Source organism: Ferviditalea candida (assembly GCF_035282765.1).
GTDB classification, from domain to species: Bacteria; Bacillota; Bacilli; order Paenibacillales; family KCTC-25726; genus Ferviditalea; species Ferviditalea candida.
The window spans coordinates 104,708-130,938 of record NZ_JAYJLD010000007.1; the positions used below are offsets into that span (position 1 = coordinate 104,708).

The window sequence follows — 26,231 nt, forward strand, 5'->3', positions numbered from 1 at the left end:
AATCAGATTATAATGATTATAGCCGAATAAAGAAGGAGAATTGCATGAAATTTTTCAATGTCAAATCGGTAGAAGAAACGATACAAATTATCAACCAGCATATTCACCCGATCCGGGAAACCGTTGTTCTCCCCATTGATGAAGCATTGGGATTCGTACTGGCTGAAGACGTCGCTTCCGGAGAAGCCGTTCCCGGTTTTGCCAGGTCTACCGTTGACGGCTATGCCGTGAAAGCCAAAGACACCTTCGGTTCAAGCGAGTCGCTGCCGGGATTTCTGCAGGTTTCAGGGGAAATAAAAATGGGCGAGGAAGCAAGGGGAATCCTTATGGACGGAGAAGCCATGTACATCCCGACGGGCGGCATGCTCCCGGCAGGCAGCGATGCCGTTGTGATGATCGAGCATTGCGAGAATCTGGACGGGCTGTTGAATGTTTATCATCAAGTGGCACCCGGCGAAAACGTGATCCGCAAAGGCGAGGATGTGCAGGAAGGCGCGTCTCTGCTGGTCCGGGGAACACGGCTGCGCCCCCAAGAATTGGGCATTTTAGCTGCTGTGGGCATAACGGAAATTACGGTATACCGCAAGATTCGCGCAGGCTACATCTCCACGGGAGATGAGGTGGTTCCCTATCACACGAAGCAATTGGCCGTTGGTCAAGTGCGGGATATCAACCAGATGACGATTTCCTCTCTGATCCGTGAGAAGGGAGGAGAGGTTCTGTTCGGCGGCATCGTCAATGACCGCTATGACGATTTTCTGGAGAAAGCGCAGGAAATGTACGGCAAGGTCGATTTTTTGGTCATGTCGGGCGGCAGCTCCGTCGGGACATTGGACTTTACGACGGAGGTCATTGGGTCGCTGGGAAAACCGGGCATCCTGATTCATGGAGTTTCCATCAAGCCGGGAAAACCGACGATTTTTGCCGTTGCCGACGGAAAGCCGGTGTTCGGTCTGCCGGGGCATCCCGCGTCTGCTATGGTCATCTTTAAGTTGTTCGGAGAACTCATACTGCAGCGCTTGAGCGGCGAAAAATCTTCAAATTTCCCAAATCGAATTCAAGCAAGAGTGTCCAAGAACCTTCCTTCGGACCCCGGCCGTTCGGATTATATCCGGGTGCGGCTTGAAAGCAGGGAAGGGGAATGGTGGGCGAATCCGGTATTGGGCAAATCGGGATTGATCTCGACGATGGTCATGAGTGACGGCATGCTGGAAATCTCTTCTGAAAAAGAAGGGGTTCTTGAAGGGGAATGGGTGCCGGTCATTCTATTTCGTTAGGAGGAACGATAAAAATGCAGCCGTTTGCGTTTACAAGAAAAATCTATTTGGAAGATGTGCTAAGAGAAGATGCCAGACAGAAGCTGCTGAAACGGTTTGCCGTCTCTCCGGAAACAGAATGGATCCCGACCGTGCAGGCCAGGGGCAGGATCACTGCGGAACCTGTATATGCCAACCTCTCCATGCCGCATTATCACGCGTCGGCGATGGACGGGATTGTCGTCAAAGCGGAGGAGACCTACGGCGCGCATGAACATCGACCTTTGACGCTGGAACTCGAAAAGTCATTTGCTTATGTGGATACCGGCGATCCCGTCCAAGAACCGTACAATGCGGTCATCATGATTGAGAATGTGAATGCGATCGATGAGCGGCATGTTGAAATTATCGAGCCGGCTACGCCGTGGCAGCACATCAGGCCGGTAGGGGAGGATGTGGTTGCCGGTGAGATGCTGCTTCCACAGGGCCACCGGCTGCGTCCTGTCGACCTGGGGGCTTTGCTGGCGGGCGGTGTGCTATCGGTGCCTGTCGTCCAAAAACCGGTGGTTTCCATCATACCCACGGGGGATGAACTGGTCGAGCCGAAGCTTGATGTGAAATCAGGGGAAATCATCGAGTTTAACGGTACCGTGTTCGCCGGATATTTGGAGGAATGGGGGGCCCAACCCAGATATGCCGGAATCGTCAAGGACGATCCGGAACGGTTGCGTCTCGCATTGCTCGATGCGGTTGCGCAATCGGATATCGTCATCATGAATGCGGGTTCCTCAGCAGGATCGGAGGATTATACGGTTCATCTGATCGGTGAATTGGGCGAGGTGATCACACACGGTGTAGCCACACGTCCGGGTAAACCGGTCATATTGGGAATCATTCAGGATACGATTGTCGTCGGACTGCCCGGCTATCCCGTTTCGGCGTATTTGGCGATGGAATGGTTTGTCCGGCCGTTAATCTGTAAGTATCTAGGCATCCCCGAACCGAAGCGGGATACCTTGGAAGTCACCTTGGGCAGACGAATCGTTTCCAAAATGGGCTCTGAGGATTTTGTGCGGATGAATGTCGGATATGTGGACGGCCGGTTCGTGGCCAATCCGCTGACGAGGGCCGCGGGCGTCACGATGTCGCTGGTTCGCGCCGACGGCTTGCTCGTTGTGCCACATGATTGCTTGGGCTACGAACAAGGCGAGCAGGTAAAGCTGGAGCTGTATAAGCCTGTCGAGGAAATAAGAAAGGGAATTGTCTTTTCGGGCAGCCATGATTTGGCGATCGATGTTCTCTCATCTTTGATCCGCAAACGGGATGTGTCCAGGCACATTCTTTCTTCCCATACCGGAAGCATGGCGGGAATCATGGCGATCCGCAAAGGGGAAGCCCATGTTGTGGGCATTCATCTGCTGCATGAGGAGACAGGAGAGTATAATATTCCTTTTATCAAGCAGTATTTGAAAGGGCAGGATGTCGTGCTGATCCGGTTCCTGCAGCGGGAGCAAGGCTGGATCGTTCCCAAGGGGAATCCGGAGCGGATTCAGTCAGTGGAAGACATGCTGCAAAAGGAACTGATTTATGTCAATCGACAGCGTGGAGCGGGGACGCGCATGCTGTTTGATTATATGCTGAAAGAAAAGGCGGTTGACCCGCAATCGATCAAAGGCTACAATCGGGAAATGTTTTCCCATCTAAGCGTCGCCGCAGCGGTAAAAAGCGGTACGGCGCATACGGGTCTCGGAATTTTTTCAGCGGCTAAAGCGATGGACCTTGATTTTGTCCCTTTAACCTTCGAATCCTATGATTTGTTAATGAGCAGGGCGTTTTATGAAAGCGAAGGCGGGAGCCTGCTCATTGAAATCATGAAATCGCAGGAGTTCGCCATGCAGGTTGAACGATTGGGTGGCTATAAGCTTGACCGGACGGGGGAACCGATCGATATAAAGGAGTGAGAAAAGGATGAAGGATGAGCAAGGGAAGATTTTCGACCAATCGAACAGGCCCCTTCGTGATTTGCGGATCTCCGTAACCGATCGGTGCAATTTCCGCTGCCGGTACTGCATGCCGGAAGAGGTGTTCGGACCCGATTACCGGTTTCTGCCTCATACGCAGCTGCTGAGCTTTGAGGAAATCGAACGGTTGACCCGTCTGTTTGTGGAACTGGGCGTCAGAAAAATCCGGATTACCGGAGGCGAACCGCTGCTGCGCAGGGATCTTCCCGTGCTGATCCGTATGCTCCGAAGCATAGAAGGTGTAGAGGACATTGCGATGACGACCAACGGTTCGTTGTTGGATAAGCATGCCGAATCGCTGAAAGAGGCGGGTCTGGATCGGCTGACGGTCAGCTTGGACAGCTTGGATGACGAGCGTTTTGGGCGGATGAACGGACGGGGGATCAAGGTGGCGACGGTGTTGAAAGGAATTGAAGCGGCGGCCAAGGCCGGATTCTCCGTCAAGATCAATATGGTTGTGCAAAAGGGCGTGAATGATCAGGATATCCTCCCGATGGCCAGCCATTTTCGCGGAACGGGTCACATCGTCCGGTTTATCGAGTTTATGGATGTCGGGAATTCCAATGGCTGGAAATTGGAGCAGGTTGTCCCCAGTAAAGAAGTTGTCCGCATGATCAACGAGGAAATGCCATTGGAGCCGGTCGACCCGAATTATTACGGCGAGGTGGCCAGCCGATATCGCTATCAAGGAACCGACGAGGAGATTGGGCTGATCTCCTCCGTTACGCAGGCGTTTTGTTCCACCTGCACCCGGGCCCGCCTCTCGGCGGAAGGCGAATTGTACACATGCCTGTTTGCTTCGCAGGCGTACGATTTGCGCAAACCGCTCAGGGGCGGGGCCAGCGATGAAGAAATGCTGGAAATTATACAAAGCATCTGGAACAAGAGAAATGACCGGTACTCCGAAATCCGGTTGCAGAATACAACGGGCTTGAAGCGAAATAAAGTGGAGATGTATCATATCGGCGGGTAACATTACAGGCAGGCGAAGATTAAGGGAAAATGGAGATATGCCGGAGACATCTCCCTTTTCTTTTCAGCGAAAAAGGAACTTATTCGCATGATGCACTTCTAACTGAAATATTTGTCAAACATCAGATCAGCCAAGCGTGTAGCCAGCGCCTGTGTCGTAAGCGTGGGGTTAGGACCGCCGATTCCGTTGAAATGCGTGCTGTTGTCGCCGATGTACAGGCGTTTGACTTGGATGGCCTCGCATTTCGAATCCGTCACATAGCCCATCCGCATCGTGCTTTCCAGATGAAGAAAGAAGCCTGCCGGGAAATCCGCTCTGATCACCCGCTTGGCTCCTGCTTGCAGCAGCAGCTCGGACGCATATCTGGCCAATTGATCGCGGCGTTGTATGGTTTTTTGGCTGGGCGTATAGTGAATGACCGGAATCGGGCCATGCTCATCCTGGAGCGTCGGATCGACCGTCACCCGGTTTCGGTAAAGCGTTTCGTCATCCGCAAGAATCAGCATGCTCATCGTGTTGCGGTAACTCAACATCAATTCCTTCAACTCCGGCCCGACCACCCGGCCGCGGATGTTCCAGGGCTCTCCGGGTTCAGGCATTCGAGCGGCATCATATCCCGTCCCGCTGAAGCCGTAGGTCATAAATGCGAACAACCCCGGACTCACGCCGGACACCTGAAAGCAGCCGAGTCCCGGATAATCGATTCTGGCTCCTGCCGTATGGCCGACGAACGGGTTCACATTCGGTGTTCCAAGTATGCGGAGCAGATCTTTTTCCTCGAAAACCCCCGATACCCAATCAAGATAATGATGGGTCATTCCCCTGCCTACCCACGGATTGTACGGCAATTGCGAGTTAATCCAAAGCCGTGGAGTTTCAATGCAGCCTGCCGCCATCACGACAGCTTTGGCAAGCAGTTCTCCTGTTTCTCCGGTCCACGTGTCCCGGAATCGGACGCCCACTGCGCGGAGACCTTCCTTCGGATCCATTTCCGTCAAGATTTTGGTCGTGAACGAATTCGGACGGATTGCGACGTTTCCGGTTTTGAGAGCCAAAGGAACATAACTGACCAGCGTCCCCCGTTTGGCTATCTTGTCTACCGAGGGTCCAACCGGACATCCATTGACGCAGTGCCCGGCCAACGTACACCCTTCCATGCTGGAAAGCTGGTCAATCGAGTAATTGGGATCGGTGAAATGAGGGTTGGGAGGAAGGATCGCGTTCGGCATGGGCCGGTATCCGGGTGTGACGACATCCAGTGTCGGGATCAGGGACCAGCCCGCTTTTTTCGCCCCGAAGTAAAACAGCTCCTCCTTAGAGGTTGTCGGTGAGAATTGGACCGGCAGCGTGGCTTCGACTTTTTCGTAATAGGGGATCAATTCCCGATAGGAAATTGGCCAAATTTGATCAATGGCCGACGGAAAAGCCCTGGGGGAGTTTGCCCAGTAATGCTGGGTGGTGCCTCCGACTCCGGACAGCTGCCAAATATCGCCGGCCTGACGCATAATCCGGTGCCAAGGGGGGCGGCGGCGGTCGGCCGGTCCAAACCGAAACCTTCCGGAAACGACATCGTTCATGTTTTCTTCATAGGTGTTGTATTGTTTTTTATAGAGAGCCACATCCAAATCAAGCGGACTGCTGCTCCACTCCCCGCCGCGCCGGACGTTGGGTTCCGGCCACTTTTTGTTGCCGTACCAGGGACCGGCCTCGAGCACCAGCACTTTGAGCCCTTTTTCTCCGAGCTCTTTGGCTGCCACGGCTCCGCCACCGCCGGACCCGATCACGATCACATCGGCATCAATGTTGTACATCCGGGGTTCCTCCTTCTTTGCGGTCGATGCGCAGCACAAACCCGCGCAGATCGCGATAACCGCGGGATACTCCGGGATAACCGACCTGCAGCCAGCCAAGCGGAAAATGCTCCAGCCTTCGCCAGTCGGGAGGCGCAAGCCGGGTTGATCCGTATCCCGACCATTCGGAATAAAAGCCGAACATAGTCGATCGATTCAAGTAATCAATGATGAATTTCACATAGCCTCCATTATTTCGATACGGGTCAGGCAGGGCGCCCAGATCCACTTCAAGCCGCTCCAGCATGGACAGCACGCGAATTCTGTCGCCGGGTGAAAGAGCCGCAAACGGAGTTTCTCCGCTTGCTGAATAAAGGTAAGGAGGCTTTGTTCCGCCTGCGGCGGCAAATTGAAGCGCAGCGTTATCGAGCATTCGGGCTGTAGCGGGAGCCAGCGGAATAACAGTCGGGTTCAATCCGAATAAAAGTGAAAGTGTATGATCCATCTCCCAAATCAGATATTCATGAACATTAAACTCCGCCGCACCCGCCGTTTGCTCCGCGCCATAAACGGATAACTCCGGCGTTCGGGGCACAATCGCTTCCACAAGCGCCCGAAAAGTTGCGGCAGTATGCGAATCTGTCAGGGGCTGCTGCGTACCGGTGTCATACATATGCGCACCCTCCTTCTAACGTATGCTAAAGTATTACTATGTTATTGAAGGATCTTGTATTCCCGCGAAAGAATGGCACTTTTTTGACAATAAGAGGGTTCTTTTCAATTGTATATTATGATAATTTGGAATTATCAAATAATAATTCCGTTATTTATTCGTGGGGTGAATCTGCGCTGTGAAGAATGACAAAATCACGGAACCCGATTATGATGCGGTCTTGGAATTGGAATCGGTCCGGAAGTTGAATCTCGAGCTGGATTCCATCATTAATAATTCTTATGACGGAATTTGGGTGATGGATGGAAACGGATTAACCTTGAGAGTCAACAAGACGTACGAGAAATTTTCCGGAATCCGTATACAGGAGGTTTTAGGCAGAAACATTCACGATCTTGTTTCGGAGGGATACTTTTCCGATTCCGCGGCAATCCATGTATTGAAAGAAAAAAGACCGGTCACGATCATACATGAAATCAAAACAGGCAAAAAGGCGATGGTCACGGCTTCGCCGATCTTTGACGAGCACGGAGAAATTTGGAGAATTGTAGCCAATGTTCGCGATATTACGGAACTCATCGGGCTGAAGGAGAAGCTTGAAGCGATTGAAGCGGAATCGCGGAGATATCAGGAGGAGCTCGAACAGCTGAAAAGGACCCGGTTGGTCAGCGAGGAGATGATATCCGTCAGCAGCAGCATGAAAATCGTGCTGGAAGCGGCAAATCGGGTGGCCGGCGTCGATTCCACCGTTTTGGTCCTGGGTGAATCGGGTGTGGGAAAAGGGGTTTTGGCCAAGCTTATCCACCAGGCGAGCAAGCGTCAAACCGGGCCGATGATCACGATCAACTGCGCCGCTTTACCGGAGAGTCTGCTGGAATCCGAGCTGTTCGGGTATGAGAAAGGAACGTTCACGGGCGCATTGAAAGAAGGCAAGCAAGGCCTAATTGAATTGGCCGATAAAGGAACACTGTTTCTCGATGAAATTGCCGAATTGCCCCTGCATCTGCAAACCAAGCTGCTTCAGGTGATTCAGGACCAGAAATTTTACCGGTTGGGCGGAAGAAAGACGATCGATATCGATGTGCGGATCATTGCAGCGACCAACCGCGATCTTTTGCAGATGGTGAGGGAGGGGCGGTTTCGGGAGGACTTGTATTACCGTCTGCATGTCGTTCCGATCACGATACCTCCGCTCCGCGAAAGAAAGGATGATATCCTGCCGTTGAGCCTCTATTTTTTGCAAAAATTCAATCAGAAATACGGATACGCCAAAAAAATCCCCACAGAAGTCGCTGACTTTCTAACTTCATACGAATGGCCGGGCAATGTCAGGGAATTGGAGAATTTGATCGAAAGACTCGTGGTCATGTCCGGAGCCAATACAATTGCCCTTATGGAACTGCCGAAGGCCATCTTAAAGGATCAACTGAGATTAAAGGCTTTACCGGATTCAAATGCTCAGGTGCATCCGGATCATTATCTCATCTCCGTATCCAAGCAATCAACCTTCAAAGCCGCGCTGGAAGAGCTTGAAAAGCAATTGATTATGAACGCTTTACACGAACACGGCAGCTGCCGCCGAGCCGCGCTCCATCTTGGCATGCATCATTCCACTCTCGCGCGAAAATGCAAACAGTACGAAATCATCCTTGCCTGATCCGATCAGGACAAAAGATGCGGTGCAAAAATGCGCCGCGTTGCATAAATGCACCGCGAAATCGGCTTCGTGGTGCTTTTTTGTTGCAAAATTCCGCCGGCAGAAATAGAAAATGCTGAAAGATGATAAAGTTTCAACTCATTCAAATTTGGCATTAAATTTGCAAGTTATTCAAAGGCGCGGAATCATTTTCATTTAACGATGAAGGAGGACGAATCCACGTGAATGAACGCGACGAACTAACCTATGAAGATTTATTGCAGATCATCCGGATCATTGATTCATCCGCGAATTGTACCTATTTTCATTTGAAGCTTGGCGATATCGATATCGAAATCGAGAAAAGAGACGAGTCAGCCGGGCCAATGCGGAACCGGACTGACGCGGATGCTGCGTCTTCCGGGAAGATGTCGGAAGCCTGCGCGGCTTCTGCTGAAAGGACGGAACCGCCCCGCAAGGGTACGGTTTCAGGCGAATCTAAAACCGCTGAAGCTGCAGAGCAAACAGCCGATGAAACAGTCACCCCGTTACTACCTGAGGAAGGCTTCAAAGTCAAGGCTCCAATGGTCGGTTTATTCTACCGCTGTCCGGAGCCGGGGGCACCGCCTTTTGTGGAGGTAGGGCAGCGTGTCAGCAAGGAGGATACCGTCTGTCTTATTGAAGTGATGAAGCTGTTTACTTCGATTAAAGCGGGCTGCGATGGCATCGTGTCGCAGATTTTGGCCGAGGATGGGCTCCCGGTAGAGTACGGGCAGACGCTGATCGTCATTGAGCCAAAGGTTGATGAGGATTGAGAGAGGCTCTAAGCCAATTTTTAAAGCCTATTTTGAGAAAAAGGGGTTTTGTCGCCGAATGAATCATAACAGCCAGGTGGAGAAGTCATTAGCAGCCTTATTAAAGCCGGAGAGCATTGCAATTGCGGGGGCTTCGGCTGATCGGGGAAAAATCGGCTCGCTGCCGCTCCAGTTTTTGAAGAAGCACAGTTTTTCGGGAAGGGTTTACCCGATTAATCCGAATGCTGAGGAGATTGAGGGCTGGAAATGTTATTCCTCCGTTTCCGATGTACCGGATCCGATTGATTTGCTCGTGATTGCTGTAAGCGCTTCCCGGATACCGGATATTTTGAATGATTGCAGGGAGGGTCAGGTGAAGTCGGCGCTTATTTTGTCATCCGGCTTTGCGGAGACAGGGAAGGCCGGAGCCGAACGGCAGCAGCAGCTTCTAGCTCTTGCAGGGGCGAAAGGCATCCGGTTTGTCGGACCGAATTCAGTCGGGGTCGTCAATTTGTGGTCGGCGGTCGTTCCTGCGATCAGCCAGGTTTTTGACCAAACGGGCTTGAAGCCCGGACCGGTTGCGTTTGTGACGCAAAGCGGCGCGCTGGGAACTGCGATTACCGCAATTGCCCATGAAGAAGGGATCGGTATCGGTTATTTTGTCAGCACGGGGAATGAAGCGGATTTGGATTTCAGCGATTTTTGCCAATTTTTTATCGATGATCCCGCTGTCACGATCATCTCCGGATATGTGGAGGGCATCCGGGACGGCGCGAAATTCAAGCAAACTGCGCGCAGAGCGATTGCAGCCGGCAAGCCGATCGTCTTGATGAAGGTCGGCAAAACGGATGTCGGCCATGATGCCGTCCGCTCCCATACGGGAGCGCTGGCCGGGTCCGATGAAATTTATGAAGCGGTTTTCAAAGAGAACGGAGTTGTGCGCGCGGAAAGCATTGAAGAGCTGATGGATGTTTTGAAAATATTTTCGTGTTATCCCGCTCATTCTGCCGGCCCGGGGAGATCCGGCCGGAAAGCGGCTGTGTTCAGCCATTCCGGCGGAGCCGGAGTTTTGATGGCGGATCAATGTGTCAAGGAAGGCCTTGAGCTGCCCTCCCCGTCAACGGACCTGCGAGAAAAATTAGGGCAGCGGCTGCCTTCCTACGCTTCCCTGCAAAACCCGGTGGATATGACCGCCAATGTCGTTTTTCTGCCTGATGTCATGTGCGGCAGCGCTTATGATGCCGTTCGAAGCGGAGAATATGATGCGGTCATGCTCTGCGTGAATTTAATCTGGCGCCAGGGAGACGCCCTGGCGGAGCAGCTTCTCGCAGAGCGTCGGCAAACGGATGGGATGTTGGGCGTTGTCTGGATTGCCGGGCCGAAGGAGCCCATCCGCAAGCTGAATCGACAGGGAGTACCGGTTTTTAGCGATCCGGTCCGCTGCGTAAAGGCGGTCGCCGCAAAATTGAAATGGGAGCAAAGCCGGGCGCGGATCCTGGAGACGGTTCCGGCTGAGCTTCATGTTGAAGCCGGAACGGCAAGCAAAGCGGTGCCCGATGGCTTCGCGGCGCAGGAAGCCCTGCTGCGCAAGTACGGGATCCCGCTGGCCCCGGCACAACTCGCCCGCAATTGGGAGGAGGCGAAGGAGGCTGCGGGAAGGCTGGCATACCCTATAGCGTTGAAGCTGATTGCGCCCGGCCTGCTGCACAAAAGCGATATCGGGGGCGTCGCCGTCGGAATTGCCTCGGAAGCGGAGCTTCGCCAAGCATATGAACGGTTGACAGCGATTCAATTGAACGGCATCCAAGCGGAAGGCATTCTCGTGCAGCAAATGATTGAAGACGGAACGGAGCTGTTTGCCGGCGTCAAACGGGACCCTGTATTCGGACCGGTTACGGTATTGGGGCTCGGGGGGATTTATGTCGAAATCCTGAAGGAATCCCTCATTCGTCCTTCGCCGATATCCGAAAAGCAGGCAATGGAAATGATCCGCTCGGCGCGTTTTTACCCGCTGCTCGACGGAGCGCGCGGCCGGCAAAAATGCGATGTTCCCGCACTGGCCCGGCTGCTGTCCCGATTGTCGGTGCTTTCGGTCGCGGAGCCTGTGCAGTCGATTGATTTGAATCCGATCATGATGCTGCCGGATTCCGCGATTGTGGTGGATTATAAATTTATGTTCGATTCGGGCAGGGGGGAATGAAGTTGGGTCCATTCAAGCGTGTGCTGATCGCCAATCGCGGAGAGATCGCCCTTCGAATCATTCGCGCGTGCCGTGAATTGGGGATTGAAACGATTCAGGTCTATTCGGAAGCCGATAGCGGCTCCCTGCCTGTTCAACTGGCGGATGACCGTATCTGCATCGGAGGCCCTAAAGCTGCGGACAGTTATTTGAATATGCGGGCTATTGTCAGTGCGGCCCTGATCAAAAAGGCGGATGCCGTCCACCCCGGTTACGGGTTTCTCGCAGAAAATGCGAGGTTTGCCGAATTATGCGGGCAGGAAAATGTGAAGTTTATCGGACCCTCGCCGGAGGTGATCGATTTGATGGGGAATAAGGCCGCGGCGCGTAAATTCGCATCGGAAGCCGGTGTGCCGGTCACACCGGGTTCGATCGATCCGGTCGCGGACCTTGAAGAAGCTGTATCGGTTGCCGAAGAAATCGGCTTTCCCGTGATGCTGAAAGCGTCTGCGGGAGGAGGCGGACGCGGCATGAGAGTGGCATACGGCATGAACGAGCTTCGCGAAGCTTTCGCGCGCGCGAAGGCGGAGGCGAAGGCTGCGTTCAGCGACGATTCTTTATACATTGAAAAATATTTGACCGGGGTCCGCCATATTGAAGTACAGATTTTGGCCGATGCGGAAACGGTTGTGCATCTCGGTGAAAGAGATTGTACCCTGCAAAGACGGAATCAAAAGCTGCTGGAAGAAAGTCCGTCCCCGGCGCTTTCCGGGCGCTTGCGGGAGGAAATTACCGAGGCTGCCGTGCGGTTGGCCCGGCACGCAGGCTATCAAAGCGCGGGAACCGTGGAATTTATTGTGGACGAGGCGACAGGGCGCTTCCACTTTATTGAAATGAATACCCGGATCCAAGTGGAGCATCCGGTTACCGAAATGATTACGGGAATTGACCTTGTCAAAAAGCAGATTGAGATCGCGCAAGGAACGCCGCTGGGAGTGAGCCAGGAGGACATTGAATTCAGCGGGCATGCGATCGAATGCCGGATTAATGCGGAGGATGCGGAAAAAGATTTCATTCCCAATCCGGGCGAAATCCAAAGCTATATCCCTACCGGGGGACCCGGAATCCGGATGGACAGTCATATTTTTGCGGGATATCGGGTTCCTCCCCACTATGATTCCCTGCTCGGCAAAGTGATCGCCTGGGGTACTACGAGGGAAGAAGCGATCGCCAGAATGAAGCGGGCGCTTGAGGACATGACCATCACGGGGGTTGCGACCACGGTCCCGTTTTGCAAAAAACTGATTGAGCATCCTAATTTTAAAGCCGGCCGGTTCAACACCCGGTTCGTTGAGGACGGCTTGCTTCATGCAAGCCTTCGCGAATAGCAAGGCCGAGAGCAGCGGAAACGAGGAGGCGGCGGAATGAATTCTCTGCACTTTATCGATGTGACGATGCGGGACGGTCACCAGTGCCTGTGGTCAACGCGGATGACTACGGATATGATGGCGCCGATTCTTTCAACAGTCGATCGGGTGGGTTTTGCATATGTCAATATTTTGGGCGGAGCTGTATTTGACGTTTGCGTACGTTATCTCAAGGAAAATCCTTGGGAACGAATCCGCCTGGTAAGCAGCCGTTTAACGAAAACACCGGTGGACGCTCTGACGAGAGGACAAAGTCTGTATACGTTTGAGCTTTTCCCTGACGATATCGTGGAATTGAACGTCAAGCGTCTTGCCGTAAACGGGATTGCCAATTTAACTGTGTATGACGCACTGAATGACAACCGCAACCTGGAGGCTTCGATCAGGGCGGCGCACCGCGAAGGCATCACTGTTACCGCTCTTATGGTCTATACGATCAGTCCCGTTCATACGGATGAATATTATCGGGAGCGCGCCCGGGAATTGGTTCGGCTGGGCGCCGATCGGATCGGGATAAAAGACCCTACCGGCTTGCTTCTTCCGGATCGGGCAAGGACGCTCTTTCCGACGGTTGTGCAGGAAGCCGGGGAGATGCCCGTGGAGCTTCATTCGCACTGCCAGTCGGGCTTTGCCCAGGAAGTTTACATGGAGGCGATTGAAAGCGGTATCACTTATCTGCATACGGCCGTAACTCCTCTGGCCAATGGAGCGTCGCTTCCGCCTACAGAATCGATCGAGGAGCAAGCCCGCCTCAAAGGTTTCCATACCGGTCTCCAACCGCAAAAGCTGCGCGAGATGTCGGGATATTTCCGGTGGCTTTGCTATCGCGAGAATAAGCCGGTGGGCAAACCGCCTGAATATGATCCTGCTCTTTTTGAGCATCAGGTTCCAGGGGGCATGATTTCCAATTTGCAGTCCCAGCTGAGAGATATGCAGATGGAGCACAAACTGAATGAAATTCTTCAGGAAGCGGCTCAAGTACGCAGGGATTTGGGCTATCCGATCCTGGTCAGCCCGTTTGCGCAGTATGTAATCACGCAGGCGGTGCTGAACGTGGCGCAGGGGGAGAGATATAAAACCGTACCGGATGAAGTGCGAAAATATGCCCTGGGCCATTACGGCAAGCTGGCTGCTGCGCCATCGGAGCTTTTTTTGGAGCGGGCGGGCATAGGGGATCAGAGTCTCCGTATGGAGCGCGCGGGGGAATACTTGCAGCCGGGAATTCCCCGGCTTCGTTCCGGGCTGGGCCCGATCGATGACGAGCAGCTTCTGCTCGCCGCTTTCTATGACGAGGGATTGCGCAAATCGATTCGCAGCGGATCGGATTTCCCGTATCACACTTCTCCATTGATCGAATTCATTCGCTATCTTGATAAAAAAACGGATACCAAACGGATCAATGTATCCTTTGCCGGATGCAAGCTGGAGATGGCACACAGCCGCTAAATCGAAACGAAGGGGGATGTGGAATTTGGAGCAAGTTTGGATTGTCAGCTACGTAAGAACTCCGATCGGGAGACAGGGCGGGGCATTAAAGAATATTCGGCCGGATGATTTGGCCGCAGCGGTGATTCGATCCGCGATTGAGCGGGCCGGAATTGAACCGGCGATGGTGGATGAGGTCGTCATGGGCTGCGCCAATCAAGCCGGCGAGGATAATCGGAATGTGGCGCGCATGGCGCTGCTTTTGGCAGGCCTTCCCGAGCAGGTTGCCGGAATCACGATCAACCGTAATTGCGCGTCCGGCCTGGATGCGGTCAACCATGCGGCGAGAACGATCGCGCTGGGTGAAACGGATGTGGTTGTCGCCGGCGGGGTGGAAAGCATGACCCGCGCGCCGTTTGTTCTGCAGAAGCCGGAGACCGAGTTTGTCAGAGGAAATCGGGAGCTGTGGGATTCCGCGCTTGGATGGCGCATGGGCAACCCGAAATTTCCTTTTCCGCTGGAAAGCAACGGGGAAACGGCGGAGAATGTGGCGGATCAGTACAAGATTTCACGTGAGCAGCAGGACGCCTACGCACTGGAAAGCCAGCGGCGCACTGCGATCGCCCAAAGGACGGGGATTTTTGCCGAAGAGTTGATTCCCGTTAGGTATACAGATCGAAAAAATCAGGAAGTTACTGTTGATCAAGATGAACACCCGCGGCCCGATACGACCATGGAATCTTTGGCAAGGCTGCGTCCCGCCTTTCGGGACGGAGGCACAGTAACTGCGGGAAATTCTTCCGGTATCAATGATGGTGCGGCCGCACTCGTTCTAGTCTCGGAGCGGCGGGGAAAAGAACTGGGTCTTGTTCCTCTGGCCCGCTATGTCTGTTCCGCGTCAGCCGGCGTCAGTCCAAGAACGATGGGTCTCGGCCCGATACCAGCAACACATAAGGCATTACAGCTGGCAGGACTCACTGTGAAGGATCTGGATTGGATCGAATTGAACGAGGCATTTGCTTCACAGGTCCTGGCATGTATCGGTGAGCTGGGATTGGATCCTTCAAGGGTCAATCCGCACGGAGGAGCGATTTCTCTTGGCCATCCGCTCGGATGCTCGGGAGCCCGGTTGGTCGGTTCACTTGTCCATCAGCTGAAGCGCACCAATGCGCGATATGGTCTGGCCACATTGTGCGTGGGAGTCGGTCAGGGGGTATCCACCATCATTGAACGCATGTAAAAAATGAATGAGGGAGGCAACAAAATGCGTGTCATTTCCAGGCTGTTTACACGAATTGCGGAGAGGTATTTGCCGGATGCATTCATCTTTGTTTTTGTGCTGACACTCCTCGTATTTGTGCTGGGATTGTTCAAAGGCTACAATCCGATTCAAGTGGTGAATTTCTGGGAAAAGGGCTTTTTCGATCTTTTAACTTTTACGGCCCAGGCCACGATGATGCTGGTTACCGGCTTTGCTCTAGCCCACACACCTTTGGTTAACCGGGGATTGAAAGCATTCGCCAAATTGCCGAAAAGCGAAGTCCAAGTGATTATCCTGACGACCGTTGTCATGATGGTCTGCAGTTGGATTTCCTGGGGCTTCGGTCTGATTGCCGGCGCAATTGTCGCCCGCGAGATGGGGATTGTCCATCGCGGGAAGATTCATTATCCGCTTGTTGTCGCAGCTGCTTATTCCGGCTTTCTCGTGTGGCATGCGGGCTATGGGGGGTCGATCCCGCAGCTGATCGCTACCAAAGGACATTTTTTGGAAAAGCAGATGGGCGTCATTCCCGTCTCACAGACGATTTTTGCTCCGTTTACCTATATCATCGTGCTTGCGCTTCTGATTATTATCCCGCTGGCGAATGTGATGATGCGGCCCAAAGCGGGAGAGGCGCGGATCAGTCTTCCCGAATCCATTTTGTCGGAAGAAGAACATGCTCCGGCCGCGGAAATTTCGCCGCAAGCCGTGAAGGGGGACATTCCGCCGGCCGTCCGCCTTGAAAATAGCCGTTGGATTACCTTCATTCTGGGTTTACTGGGTCTGTTCTCATTGATTTTCTATTTTGCCGCAGGCGGCGATCTGAATTTAAATATCGTGATATTGAGCTTTTTGACGGTCGGCCTCCTGTTGACGCCCAATACGAAGGAATATCTCAACTCGTTTATGGGAGGGTCAAAATCGGCATACGGCATTATTCTGCAGTTTCCTTTTTACGCTGGCATTATGGGGATGATGACGCAAACGGGGCTCGCAGCCGATATCGCCAACGGGTTTGTCGCCATTTCCAGCGCGAAATCGCTGCCGTTTTGGTCGTTTATCAGCGGCGGCATAATTAATATGTTCGTGCCTTCCGGAGGCGGGCAATGGGCCGTTCAAGGTCCGATCATGATTGACGCGGCAGGCAAGATCGGGGCGGACATGGCGAGGGTTTCGATGGGCGTCGCTTGGGGAGATGCGTGGACCAATATGATCCAGCCTTTCTGGACGCTGCCCATGCTGGCGATCGCAGGATTGGGCATTCGAGATATTATGGGGTATACGGCTGCAATCACAATCGTCAGCGGTGTGGTCATCGGACTTGGGCTGCTGCTTTTATGACAACCGCAATGATCACAACTGCAGCCGTGACAACAGCGAGGGAAAATTGTGATTGACGGGTGGCTGATCCTGATCATTGCTTTTGCTTCGGCTATCTTGAACGGCTTGACGTCAATCGGCGGGGGCATCCTGTTTATTCTGATTTTGATGTATTTAGGCTCGGCGGCATTTCCGTTCTTGTCAATGCAAGCGATCACGACGATCACCATTTTTTTCAGCTTATCATGCGCTGTTTCCGGGTCGCTGTATTTCATCAGGCGGAAATTATACGATAAAAATATGAACGGATATCTCGGAGCGTCCTGTTTCGCAGGCGGCTGGCTGGGTTCGAAGCTTTCCGATATGCTGCCGGCGGCATCTCTCCAGCTGATCTTTTTCGTATTGTCCTTGATTGCGGCATTATCGGTATTGTTGAACAGCAGCGGCAGGATGAAACTCAAATCCCGCATCTCCCTGTATTGGCTTTTGCCGATTGGAACGGTAATTGGAATGTTGGGAGGGATGTACGGTATCGGCTTGGGCTTTTTGCTGCTTCCCCTGATGGTCGCCGTCTACGATATTCCGATACGGCACAGCATCGGTTCGGCATTATTCATTGCTGCGGCCATTACCGTCAGCGCATTATTGGGCAAAATCGGGGATTCCGTCACCGATTATGAATTGTATCTCTTTGCTGCGATTGGCGGGATAACGGGAACATGGCTGGGAGGCATGATCAGCGTAAAAACACCAACGCGTTATCTGCAGGTTATCGTCGCTTTGGTCATCCTGGGAACCTCGCTGAAATTCCTGATCCCGCTTGTCATCCGATAATTTTCATAAAAAATGGGGATTGACCGGAAAGCAGGGCAACTTTGCGGCTGCTGCGGCTCAATCCCCATTGTATCGCTGGTTCAGGAATGAATCTTTTCCCGTCCGTGAAGGGGAAGGGCGGATTGGCGGCCGTTCCTGACGGCCATTAATTGGGAAATAATACTGACAGCAACTTCTTCGATCGTCTCGGAACCCAAATCGAATCCTACGGGTGCGTGCAATGGTCCGCTGTTCAAGCCGCTACCGATCTTCGCGAGCATTTCCTTGGTGCGGGACAGCGGTCCCAGAACGCCGATAAAGCGCGGCCGGCTTTTCAAAGCGAGTGCGAGCGACTCCTCGTCACGCGCCTGATGATGATTCATGATGATCCACCAACCATCGTGAAACTGCGAAGGATCTGCATCCGAAGGCTGCAGCGTGATGTGCGTCGCCGACGGGAAACGGCGAATATTGTTGTATTCCTCCCGGGAATCCAAGACGGACACGTTGAACCCGACCTGGGCAGCTATGTTGACGAGTGGCACCGCGTCATGACCGGCTCCGGCGATAATCAATCGTTCGCTGGGACGCATGGTGTCGATGACAAAGCGGCGGCTGCCGATGCTGACAACCTCGGCCCGGGTACGATGTCCGGAGCCGGACATTACTCTCTGGCGAACCCCTTCCGGAAGCCGATCGGCGTCACCCCAACCGGCGCCGTCTTTGTCCAACAGGACCCGGATTCCCGAGGGAATTTCCATAATGAGAGATACGGGCTGTTCGGCTTGAATCATATCATTCATTTTTGTCCAGAACGGATCAGACTTTTCGACCGGCGCAAGCAAAATTTCCAATGCCCCCTTGCATCCGATGCCCAAGCTCCACAATTCATTCTCGCTCAAATCATACTGTTGCAATCGGGGGCTTTGCTCTTCCATTACCTTTTCGGCCCAGCCCCAAAGATCGCTCTCCAAACAACCTCCGCTCAGCGTACCGAACATATCAGCGCCGGTAGCCATCATCATTTTGGCTCCCGGTTGGCGGTATGCGGAGCCCCGCACTTCCGTAATCATCAGCAATACCGTTTGTTTATCCTGCTCCCATGCGTGATGAATGGATTTGAATACGTCCCGCGCTTCTTGAATCCTTGACATATTGTTTGTCTCCTTCCTTTTGACCCGCTATAGAATTCCTTGACGATAAGCGGTAACGACCGCTTCGATCCGGTTTTTGACACCGATTCTTCGAAAAATATCGAGAACATGAGTTTTGATCGTGTTTTCGGAAAGAAACATTTTCTCTCCAATTTCGCGGTTCGTCAGGCCTTCCGCCATTAATCGAAGTATATCCAAATCTCGGGGATTCAGCGTCCTCGGGTGAATCGAATTTTCAATTCCTTGCTCGATCAATTTGACGGCCACTTTGGTTGCTTTCGGATCCAGGATGGATTCTCCCTGCATGATGGTGCGGATCGATTTGACCAGGTCAAAGCCCTGGATATCTTTCAAGATATACCCTTGCACTCCCAGCTGCAGGCAGGTTTGGACAAGCGCTTCGTCCGCATAACTGGTGAGGATGACGAGGATCGTTTTCAGATTTTCCTGGCGGACCGTTCGGCAGAGGGCGGGTCCGCTCATTTCCTTCATTCGGATATCGATCAGCGCCAGATCAGGTTCCAGCGATCTGATTTTTTCAAGACCTTCCTGCCCGTTTGACGCTTCTCCGACAACTTCAAACTGAGGTTCGTCCTGCAGCATGGAACTCAGGCCTTTTCTGACAATTTCATGGTCATCAACCAGCAGGATCCGCACTTTGTTCATGGCACCCTCCATAAAAGTGGCAATTGCACCCGAATCGTTGTTCCTCCTTCGTCATTTCGCAGAACCGTGAAGACGCCTCCCATTTCCTCCACGGTTTTATTCATGGAACGCAGACCGAAGTGGGAAGTGGGACTATACAGATTGGATAACGCGATATCGCTGATTCCAATCCCGATATCTTGGATACTGGCGATAATTTTGGTTTGTTCCACCGTAATGGCCACGACGGCAGCACTGCTTTCGGCATGACGGTGAACGTTGGATAGCGATTCTCCGATAACTTTGTAAATGCATTGGAGCAGGGGATAAGGGACGCTGTCCAAATCGCCGCGGATAATTAAATCCGTCTTGATTTGGCTGTTTCGCTCAAACTCTTCAATGATCCGCGCGAATGCGGAATTGACCGGCTTGGAAAGCTCAAATTCTTCAGACACCGAAAACAGTACGGCGCGAATTTCCGACAAACCCTTGGCAGCCAATTGACGGATCAGGGTAACGGAGTGGATTTCGGCTTGCGGGTTTGAAGGGTCACCGAGCGACCTTACCAAGCTGTCTACTTCCCGGCCCAAGGCAAACAGGGTTTGGGACACTGAATCATGGAGTCTTTGACTCATTCGTTTGCGTTCTTCAAGAACGGCCTTCTGCTTGACGCTCTGACAGCGTTTGGCTATATCAATCATCATAGCGGCCGATGCGGAGAAGTCGGTCAAAAGTTCTTCGTCCTGCTCGGAAAAAGGGGTGGAACCCGGAGGTTTGGCGAGAAAGATGCAACCCAGAATACGATTCCTATGGATAAGGGGAACCGACAGCAATGCTTCAATCGGAGGATGTTCGTCAGGAACTCCGACGGAGCGGGGATGGTTGGTGATGTTCGATACCCGCAGCGCCTGTCCGGTATGAAGGGGAAGCGAGAAAAGGCCGTGGCCCTGCGGCAGATATTCGGGCTGATTCCACCCCGATACTTTAAAATACTCAAAAACATCCGGATTATCCTGGTTAAATAAGCTTAACCCGGCAAAAGCCGCCCCCGCGAGTTCCCTCGATATATCCACGATCGCTTGCAGCAGCGGATCAAGCCCCAAATCAATCATTGACTCCAATTTGTCGAGTGAGCTTAAAAATTGATTGGATTGGTCCGTTTTTTTCACCGGCAAGTCTCCCTTTTGTTGAAAATTCACTTCCGCTGAAAAAGAAATCTTTAAAGAAGAAAAAAATATCGAGAAGACTCTAGCAAACTATGAAAATTATAAGAAAATTCCAAATGTACCATATCAGAAATATTATAGCATTATAACTCAAAGATTTAAATCGCTTTCATCACATTAATGAGAATGATGATCACTTCCATACGTTTGGGTGAGCAGATTCACCTGATCAGGTCTGTGAAAAAAAAATCAGCGGATATAAAATAGTAATGATACATAAATAATAGAAAACAGATTATCTTTAAAAAATTCAGAAATTATCCGGGATTTTTCTTATTAAAAGAAGGGAGGAAATCAAATTTATGTTTCCAAGCACTTTTGATTATTTTGCGCCAAAAACTGTTGAAGAAACGATTGGTTTGCTACAAAGGTTCGGTTACGACGGAAAGATTTTGGCGGGGGGTCAAAGTCTCCTTCCCATGATGAAGCTGCGCGTGGCTATGCCGGCGGCGTTGATTGACATCAATCACGTCGATGATTTGCACGGATGGAAAGAAGAAGACGGGTATTTGCGGATCGGTGCGTTAACGAGGCACGCTGATCTGGAAAAAGAAAGCGCTTTAATTGAGCGGTATCCGCTGTTGTCCAAAACGGCAGAATGGATTGCCGACCCGCAGGTAAGAAATCGGGGTACGATTTGCGGCTCGCTGGTTCATGCCGATCCGGGTTCCGACTGGGGTGCGGCGATGATCGCCATGCGCGCTGAGGTTGAAGTCGTCGGTCCGTCCGGCGTCAAGCGCGTGCCGATTGACGAGTTTTTTGTCGATACGTTTACGACATCCTTGGATATGGATGAAATAGCTTCGGCGGTGCTGTTGCCGGCGCCTGTCGGCAAGGTTGGCGCTCGTTACATGAAGCTGGAACGCAAGGCCGGCGATTTCGCGATTATCGGAGTTGCCGCGAATGTCATTAAAGCCTATGACGGAACGATATTGGATGCCGGTTTCGGTTTGTGCGCATGCGGGGATATTCCGCTTCGCGCGGAACAGGCCGAGCAATACCTGATCGGCCGTCAACTGGATGACGAAACGATCGAACAGGCATCCCGCCTTGCTCAGCAATCAGCCCGTCCCGCCACGGACTTGCGGGGGACTGCCGAATACAAGCTGGACTTGCTCCGGGTATTTATCAAGCGGGCTCTTCAGGAAATTGCGGCCGAACTCAAATAGGCGCCTAAATCAATCGTATTCAGAAAGGGAGGAATATACAATCATGCGGATAACGGTAACGGTAAACGGCCGGGAATATGAATCGGAGGTTGAACCGCGCACTTTGCTTGTGTATTACTTGAGGGAGCATCTCGAGCTTAAGGGGGCCCACGTCGGCTGCGACACGACCAACTGCGGAGCTTGCACGGTATTGCTGAACGGCAAACCGGTGAAATCCTGCACGGTGCTTGCGGTGCAGGCAAACGGCCAGCAGGTGATGACGGTGGAAGGTCTTGAACAGGACGGCGTGCTGCATCCGGTTCAGCAGAGCTTCTGGGAGGAGCACGGTCTGCAGTGCGGCTACTGCACGCCGGGCATGCTGATGAGCGCATACAGCTTGCTGGAAAAGAAGCAGGATCTGACGGAGGAGGAAATCCGCAAAGGAATCTCCGGTAATATTTGCCGCTGTACGGGCTATGTGAATATCGTCAAGGCGATTCAATCCGCCGGACGTCAAATGGCTGAGAAGAAGCAGCTGGAACAAAATCAATCGGAGGTGATTGGAAGTGGCAATTAATCAAACCGAGCACAGGCCGATGGGAAAATCGATCAAGCGCAAAGAGGATCCGCGCTTTATCAGAGGAGAAGGCCGATACATCGATGATATTTCCCTGCCGGGAATGCTGTATATGAATATTGTCCGCAGCCCTTATGCCCATGCCAAAATCGTAAGCATCGATACGACTGCGGCTATGGAGGTTCCGGGCGTACATTTGATCATTACCGGCGAGGATTTGGCGAAGATGAACCTCGCTTGGATGCCGACCTTGGCCGGGGACGTGCAGATGGTATTGGCCACGGGGAAAGTCATGTTCCAGTATCAGGAGGTCGCCGTCGTCGTTGCCGAATCGCGGGAGGTCGCGATGGATGCCGCACAGCTGGTTGCGGTTGAATACGAAGCGCTGCCGGCATTGGTCGACCCGTTCCGCGCCATGCAGCCCGACGCTCCTGTGCTGAGGGAAGACCGCGAGCAAAAAAACAATCATATTTTCCACTGGCAAGTCGGAGATAAAGACGACACGGAGGAAATGTTCAAAAGCGCAGAGGTTGTGGTCAAGCAGGATGTGCGCTTTCAGCGCGTTCACCCTTCACCATTGGAACCATGCGGCTGCATAGCCGATTTCAATAAGACCACCGGAAAATTAACGTGGTACGTCACCTCGCAGGCGCCCCACGCGCATCGTACGGTGCTGGCGATGGTCAGCGGCCTGCCCGAGCATATGATCCATGTCATTTCGCCGGACATCGGCGGCGGCTTCGGCAATAAGGTTCCCGTCTATCCCGGCTATGTCTGTGCGATTGTGGCTTCGTTGCAATTAGGCAGACCGGTGAAATGGATCGAAACGCGCACGGAGAATATTGCCAGCACGGGCTTTGCCCGGGACTATCATATGACGGCAGAAATTGCCGCCAACAAAGACGGAATTGTACAGGCGCTAAGGGTGAAGACGCTGGCAGACCACGGAGCATTCGACGCTGCGGCCGATCCGTCCAAATTCCCGGCAGGGCTGTTCAATATCGTTACCGGCTCCTATGACTTCAAACAGGCATTTGTCGAGGTTGACGGGGTATACACCAACAAGGCTCCGGGCGGGGTGGCCTACCGCTGCTCGTTCCGCGTAACCGAGGCGGCCTATCTGATTGAACGGACAATGGACGTTCTGGCGCAAAAATTAAATATCGATGCGGCTGATTTGAGGTTCCGCAACTTTATCAAGAAGGAGCAGTTCCCTTATCCTTCTCCGCTGGGCTGGACGTACGACAGCGGCGACTATGAGCAGACGCTGAAGCTGGCGCTGGACAAAATCGGCTACGCCGAGCTGCGCAAGGAGCAAGCGGAAAAAAGAGCCAGAGGCGAGTATATGGGCATCGGCATCTCCACCTTTACGGAAATTGTCGGAGCCGGACCGAGTCATACGTTCGACATTATGGGCATCAAGATGTTCGACAGCGCCGAAATCCGGGTGCATCCGACCGGTAAAGCGATTGTTCGTTTGGGCGTACGCCATCAAGGCCAGGGTCATGAAACGACCTTCGCGCAGATTGTCGCCGAAGAATTGGGACTGAGCGCTGCCGATATTTTGGTCGAGGAAGGCGATACGGATACCGCTCCTTACGGCTTGGGAACCTATGCAAGCCGCAGTACCCCGACGGCAGGCGGAGCGGCCGCTCTGTGCGCGCGGCGCATTCGCGAGAAAGCAAAGAAAATCGCGGCGCATTTGCTGGAAGTCAGTGAAGACGATGTCGAGTGGGATGGCTCCGCCTTCAATGTAAAAGGACTTCCAGGCAAATCGGTGACGATGGATAAAGTGGCTTTGGCTGCCTATACGAATCTGCCGGAGGGCATGGAGCCGGGTCTTGAAGCGACTTATTATTATGATCCGCCGAATCTGACCTTCCCGCATGGCGCGTATATTTGCGTGGTGGATATCGATAACGGGACCGGAGCCGTTAAAGTGCGGCGCTTCCTGGCGGTTGACGATTGCGGTACGGTCATTAATCCGATGATCGTAGAAGGGCAAATTCACGGAGGTCTGACGGAAGGCTTCGGCATTGCCTTTATGCAGGATATTCCTTATGACGAGGACGGCAACTGCTTGGCGCCCAACTGGATGGACTATTTGGTGCCGACCGCTCTGGAAACCCCGCATTGGGAAACCGACCGTACGGTTACGCCGTCTCCGCACCATCCGATCGGCGCCAAGGGAGTTGGCGAATCGCCGAACGTAGGGTCTCCGCAAGCGTTTGTCAATGCGGTGGTCGACGCGCTTTCACCGCTCGGTGTCACTCATATTGACATGCCGATCTATCCTTGGAAGGTTTGGGAGATTTTGCGCAAGAATGGTGTGACTGAATAAATCCCAATGATATGGCATAGGACGTCAACCCGGATGGCAGTCGGTTCATTTGAAAGGAGGAACAAGTCTGACGGGGGCATCCCCGTCAGACGTTATCTATGGATACCGTATGGCGACAAGCAATTCAACTAGAGAATGATTCCTTGCCTTTTGCTGTAGTCACAGTCGTACGCAGCGCGAAACCGACATCAGCCGTTGTCGGTTCCAAAGCCTTGGTTTATCCGAATGGCCAAATGTTCGGATTTGTCGGCGGACATTGCACGCAATCGCTGGTCGTTTCTCAAGCGCTGGAATGTATCGAAACGGGAGAGAGCCGGCTGCTGCTGATCACGTCCGACGAATCTCAGATTCGAGTGAATGACGGTGTGACAGTGATGCCCATGACGTGTCATTCGGAGGGGACTGTAGAGTTGTTTATTGAACCGAAGCTTCCGGCGCCGACACTGCTGGTGATTGGCGATTCACCGATAGCCAAATATTTGCTGACCTTTGGGGAGCACATGAATTTCAATGTCAAGTCGCTGTCGCTGGAGCAAATCAGCAAGTCCGAAGCGCCGGATGTTCATTTATTGAAGGACAAAATTCAGCAAATATTAAAGCCGGGTTCCTATGTCGTGATTGCCACAATGGGCGTTTATGATGAAGAAAGCATTCGTGCACTCGCAGGGATTGAGCTTTCCTATGCAGGTCTCATAACGAGTCCCAAGCGCAAAGCGAAAGTATTGGATTGGATAAAGGATCAGGGGCTGTCCGCGCAATTCAGCTCCTTTATTTCGGCTCCGGCCGGACTGGATTTGGGGGCTGTGGAGCCTTCCGAAATCGCGATTACGATTCTTGCTGAAATCATTCAGTACCGGAGACAAAAGAAACGGCCCGCGGTCAAATTTGAAGCGCGGATCACAGAACGCAACGAGGCCATTGATCCGGTTTGTCATATGGTCGTCGATATGGATAAAACGTTGTTTAAAACCGAATACCAAGGGAAAGAATACGGGTTTTGCTGTCCGCACTGCCGACAGGCGTTTTTGAAGGATCCCGATTCTTATGTGAAAGAAGTCAATGTATAAATCCGGAATTCAGGAGAGGGGACGAATGCTGATATGAGAAAATACAGTGGAGATTTTGCAATCCCGGTTTCACGGGAAGTCGTATGGGAGTTTTTGATTGATCCGAACAAGGTGGGGCATTGCTTGCCTGATTTGCTGGAATTGGAAATCAAGGATCAAACTCATTTCGACGCCAAGGTGCGTGTAGGATTGGGACCGGTTCGCGGCGCGTTCAGTCTTTCCAACAGCCTGACCGTGACGGAGCCGGGGGTTTCCGCCGTCATGACGTCCAAAGGGGGCGGAATGGGCAGCGGGATGAATATGAATGCCGTCATGTCGCTCGAAGATATTGAAGGCGGGAAAGGCACACTTTTGAAATGGTCGTGCGATGTGGTCGTCAGCGGTCCGATCGCAACGATCGGCGGACGTCTGATCGACGGTCAAGCCCGCAAGGTGACTGAGCAGGTTTTTGAAAATATTCGCACGGCGGTTGTCGAGCTGTCCGAAGCGGCCAACTAGCGGATAA

21 protein-coding genes are annotated in these 26,231 nt (G+C 52.8%); 16 read left to right on the plus strand and 5 right to left on the minus strand.

Annotated features, from left to right (window positions below):
• The first annotated feature begins 44 nt into the window (after positions 1–44).
• From VF724_RS06875 to moaA, 3 genes are read left to right on the plus strand one after another with little or no spacing between them, the layout of a single operon-like run.
• Positions 45–1,277 (plus strand): molybdopterin molybdotransferase MoeA, encoded by a 1,233-nt coding sequence (locus VF724_RS06875; protein WP_371753491.1) that lies wholly within the window; start codon positions 45–47, stop codon positions 1,275–1,277.
• 14 nt (positions 1,278–1,291) lie between these two features.
• The gene (locus VF724_RS06880; RefSeq protein WP_371753492.1) at positions 1,292–3,217 is read left to right on the plus strand and encodes a molybdopterin biosynthesis protein; all 1,926 of its coding nucleotides are present in this window, start codon (positions 1,292–1,294) and stop codon (positions 3,215–3,217) included.
• Positions 3,218–3,224: 7 nt separating this feature from the next.
• Positions 3,225–4,250 carry a GTP 3',8-cyclase MoaA gene (gene moaA / locus VF724_RS06885; RefSeq protein ID WP_371753493.1) on the plus strand — a complete coding sequence of 342 codons (1,026 nt, stop codon included), beginning with the start codon at positions 3,225–3,227 and terminating at the stop codon, positions 4,248–4,250.
• A 98-nt stretch (positions 4,251–4,348) separates the two neighbouring features.
• Here moaA and VF724_RS06890 read toward each other — a convergent pair whose 3' ends face one another.
• The gene (locus VF724_RS06890) at positions 4,349–6,061 is read right to left on the minus strand and encodes a GMC family oxidoreductase N-terminal domain-containing protein (RefSeq protein ID WP_371753494.1); all 1,713 of its coding nucleotides are present in this window, start codon (positions 6,059–6,061) and stop codon (positions 4,349–4,351) included.
• Positions 6,048–6,713, minus strand: coding sequence for a hypothetical protein (locus VF724_RS06895; protein WP_371753495.1), 666 nt, complete (start codon positions 6,711–6,713; stop codon positions 6,048–6,050). The genes VF724_RS06890 and VF724_RS06895 overlap by 14 nt, the downstream gene beginning before the upstream one ends.
• Before the next feature lie 178 nt (positions 6,714–6,891).
• Between VF724_RS06895 and VF724_RS06900 the strand changes: the two genes are divergently transcribed.
• The 8 genes from VF724_RS06900 (at position 6,892) to VF724_RS06935 (ending at position 17,589) form a co-directional block, all read left to right on the plus strand.
• Positions 6,892–8,370: a sigma-54 interaction domain-containing protein gene (locus VF724_RS06900; RefSeq protein ID WP_371753496.1), complete on the plus strand. Its 1,479-nt coding sequence runs from the start codon at positions 6,892–6,894 to the stop codon at positions 8,368–8,370.
• 221 nt (positions 8,371–8,591) lie between these two features.
• On the plus strand, positions 8,592–9,164 hold the full coding sequence (locus VF724_RS06905; protein WP_371753497.1) for an acetyl-CoA carboxylase biotin carboxyl carrier protein: 573 nt from the start codon (positions 8,592–8,594) through the stop codon (positions 9,162–9,164).
• Positions 9,165–9,222: 58 nt separating this feature from the next.
• On the plus strand, positions 9,223–11,343 hold the full coding sequence (locus VF724_RS06910) for an acetate--CoA ligase family protein (protein WP_371753498.1): 2,121 nt from the start codon (positions 9,223–9,225) through the stop codon (positions 11,341–11,343).
• Between the two features lie 2 nt (positions 11,344–11,345).
• On the plus strand, positions 11,346–12,710 hold the full coding sequence (gene accC, locus VF724_RS06915) for an acetyl-CoA carboxylase biotin carboxylase subunit (protein ID WP_371753499.1): 1,365 nt from the start codon (positions 11,346–11,348) through the stop codon (positions 12,708–12,710).
• A 36-nt stretch (positions 12,711–12,746) separates the two neighbouring features.
• On the plus strand, positions 12,747–14,195 hold the full coding sequence (locus tag VF724_RS06920) for a pyruvate carboxylase subunit B (protein WP_371753500.1): 1,449 nt from the start codon (positions 12,747–12,749) through the stop codon (positions 14,193–14,195).
• A gap of 25 nt (positions 14,196–14,220) precedes the next feature.
• On the plus strand, positions 14,221–15,414 hold the full coding sequence (locus VF724_RS06925; RefSeq protein WP_371753501.1) for a thiolase family protein: 1,194 nt from the start codon (positions 14,221–14,223) through the stop codon (positions 15,412–15,414).
• 24 nt (positions 15,415–15,438) lie between these two features.
• Positions 15,439–16,776 (plus strand): short-chain fatty acid transporter, encoded by a 1,338-nt coding sequence (locus VF724_RS06930; protein ID WP_371753502.1) that lies wholly within the window; start codon positions 15,439–15,441, stop codon positions 16,774–16,776.
• Between the two features lie 48 nt (positions 16,777–16,824).
• Entirely contained in the window at positions 16,825–17,589 is a 765-nt protein-coding gene (locus tag VF724_RS06935) for a sulfite exporter TauE/SafE family protein (protein ID WP_371753503.1), read from the plus strand.
• Between the two features lie 80 nt (positions 17,590–17,669).
• On the opposite strand, the gene VF724_RS06940 is transcribed toward VF724_RS06935, so the two are convergent.
• Genes VF724_RS06940 through VF724_RS06950 form a run of 3 tightly spaced genes read right to left on the minus strand, consistent with a single transcriptional unit; the run spans position 17,670 to position 20,536 of the window.
• Entirely contained in the window at positions 17,670–18,722 is a 1,053-nt protein-coding gene (locus VF724_RS06940; RefSeq protein ID WP_371753504.1) for an XdhC family protein, read from the minus strand.
• 27 nt (positions 18,723–18,749) lie between these two features.
• A complete protein-coding gene (locus tag VF724_RS06945) occupies positions 18,750–19,388 on the minus strand; it encodes a response regulator (protein WP_371753505.1) in 639 nt (212 codons plus the stop codon).
• The gene (locus tag VF724_RS06950) at positions 19,385–20,536 is read right to left on the minus strand and encodes a GAF domain-containing sensor histidine kinase (protein ID WP_371753506.1); all 1,152 of its coding nucleotides are present in this window, start codon (positions 20,534–20,536) and stop codon (positions 19,385–19,387) included. Before VF724_RS06950 ends, VF724_RS06945 begins: the two co-directional genes overlap by 4 nt.
• 359 nt (positions 20,537–20,895) lie before the next feature.
• On the opposite strand from VF724_RS06950, the gene VF724_RS06955 reads away from it, so the two are divergent.
• The 5 genes from VF724_RS06955 (at position 20,896) to VF724_RS06975 (ending at position 26,224) form a co-directional block, all read left to right on the plus strand.
• A complete protein-coding gene (locus tag VF724_RS06955) occupies positions 20,896–21,762 on the plus strand; it encodes an FAD binding domain-containing protein (RefSeq protein ID WP_371753507.1) in 867 nt (288 codons plus the stop codon).
• A gap of 43 nt (positions 21,763–21,805) precedes the next feature.
• Positions 21,806–22,318, plus strand: a complete 513-nt coding sequence (locus tag VF724_RS06960; protein ID WP_371753508.1) for a (2Fe-2S)-binding protein — start codon at positions 21,806–21,808, stop codon at positions 22,316–22,318.
• Complete coding sequence (locus VF724_RS06965) at positions 22,308–24,659, plus strand: aerobic carbon-monoxide dehydrogenase large subunit (protein ID WP_371753509.1); 2,352 nt, start codon at positions 22,308–22,310, stop codon at positions 24,657–24,659. The genes VF724_RS06960 and VF724_RS06965 overlap by 11 nt, the downstream gene beginning before the upstream one ends.
• Positions 24,660–24,802: 143 nt before the next feature.
• Positions 24,803–25,726, plus strand: coding sequence for an XdhC family protein (locus VF724_RS06970; protein WP_371753510.1), 924 nt, complete (start codon positions 24,803–24,805; stop codon positions 25,724–25,726).
• A 33-nt stretch (positions 25,727–25,759) separates the two neighbouring features.
• Positions 25,760–26,224, plus strand: a complete 465-nt coding sequence (locus tag VF724_RS06975; protein WP_371753511.1) for an SRPBCC family protein — start codon at positions 25,760–25,762, stop codon at positions 26,222–26,224.
• Positions 26,225–26,231 lie beyond the last annotated feature (7 nt).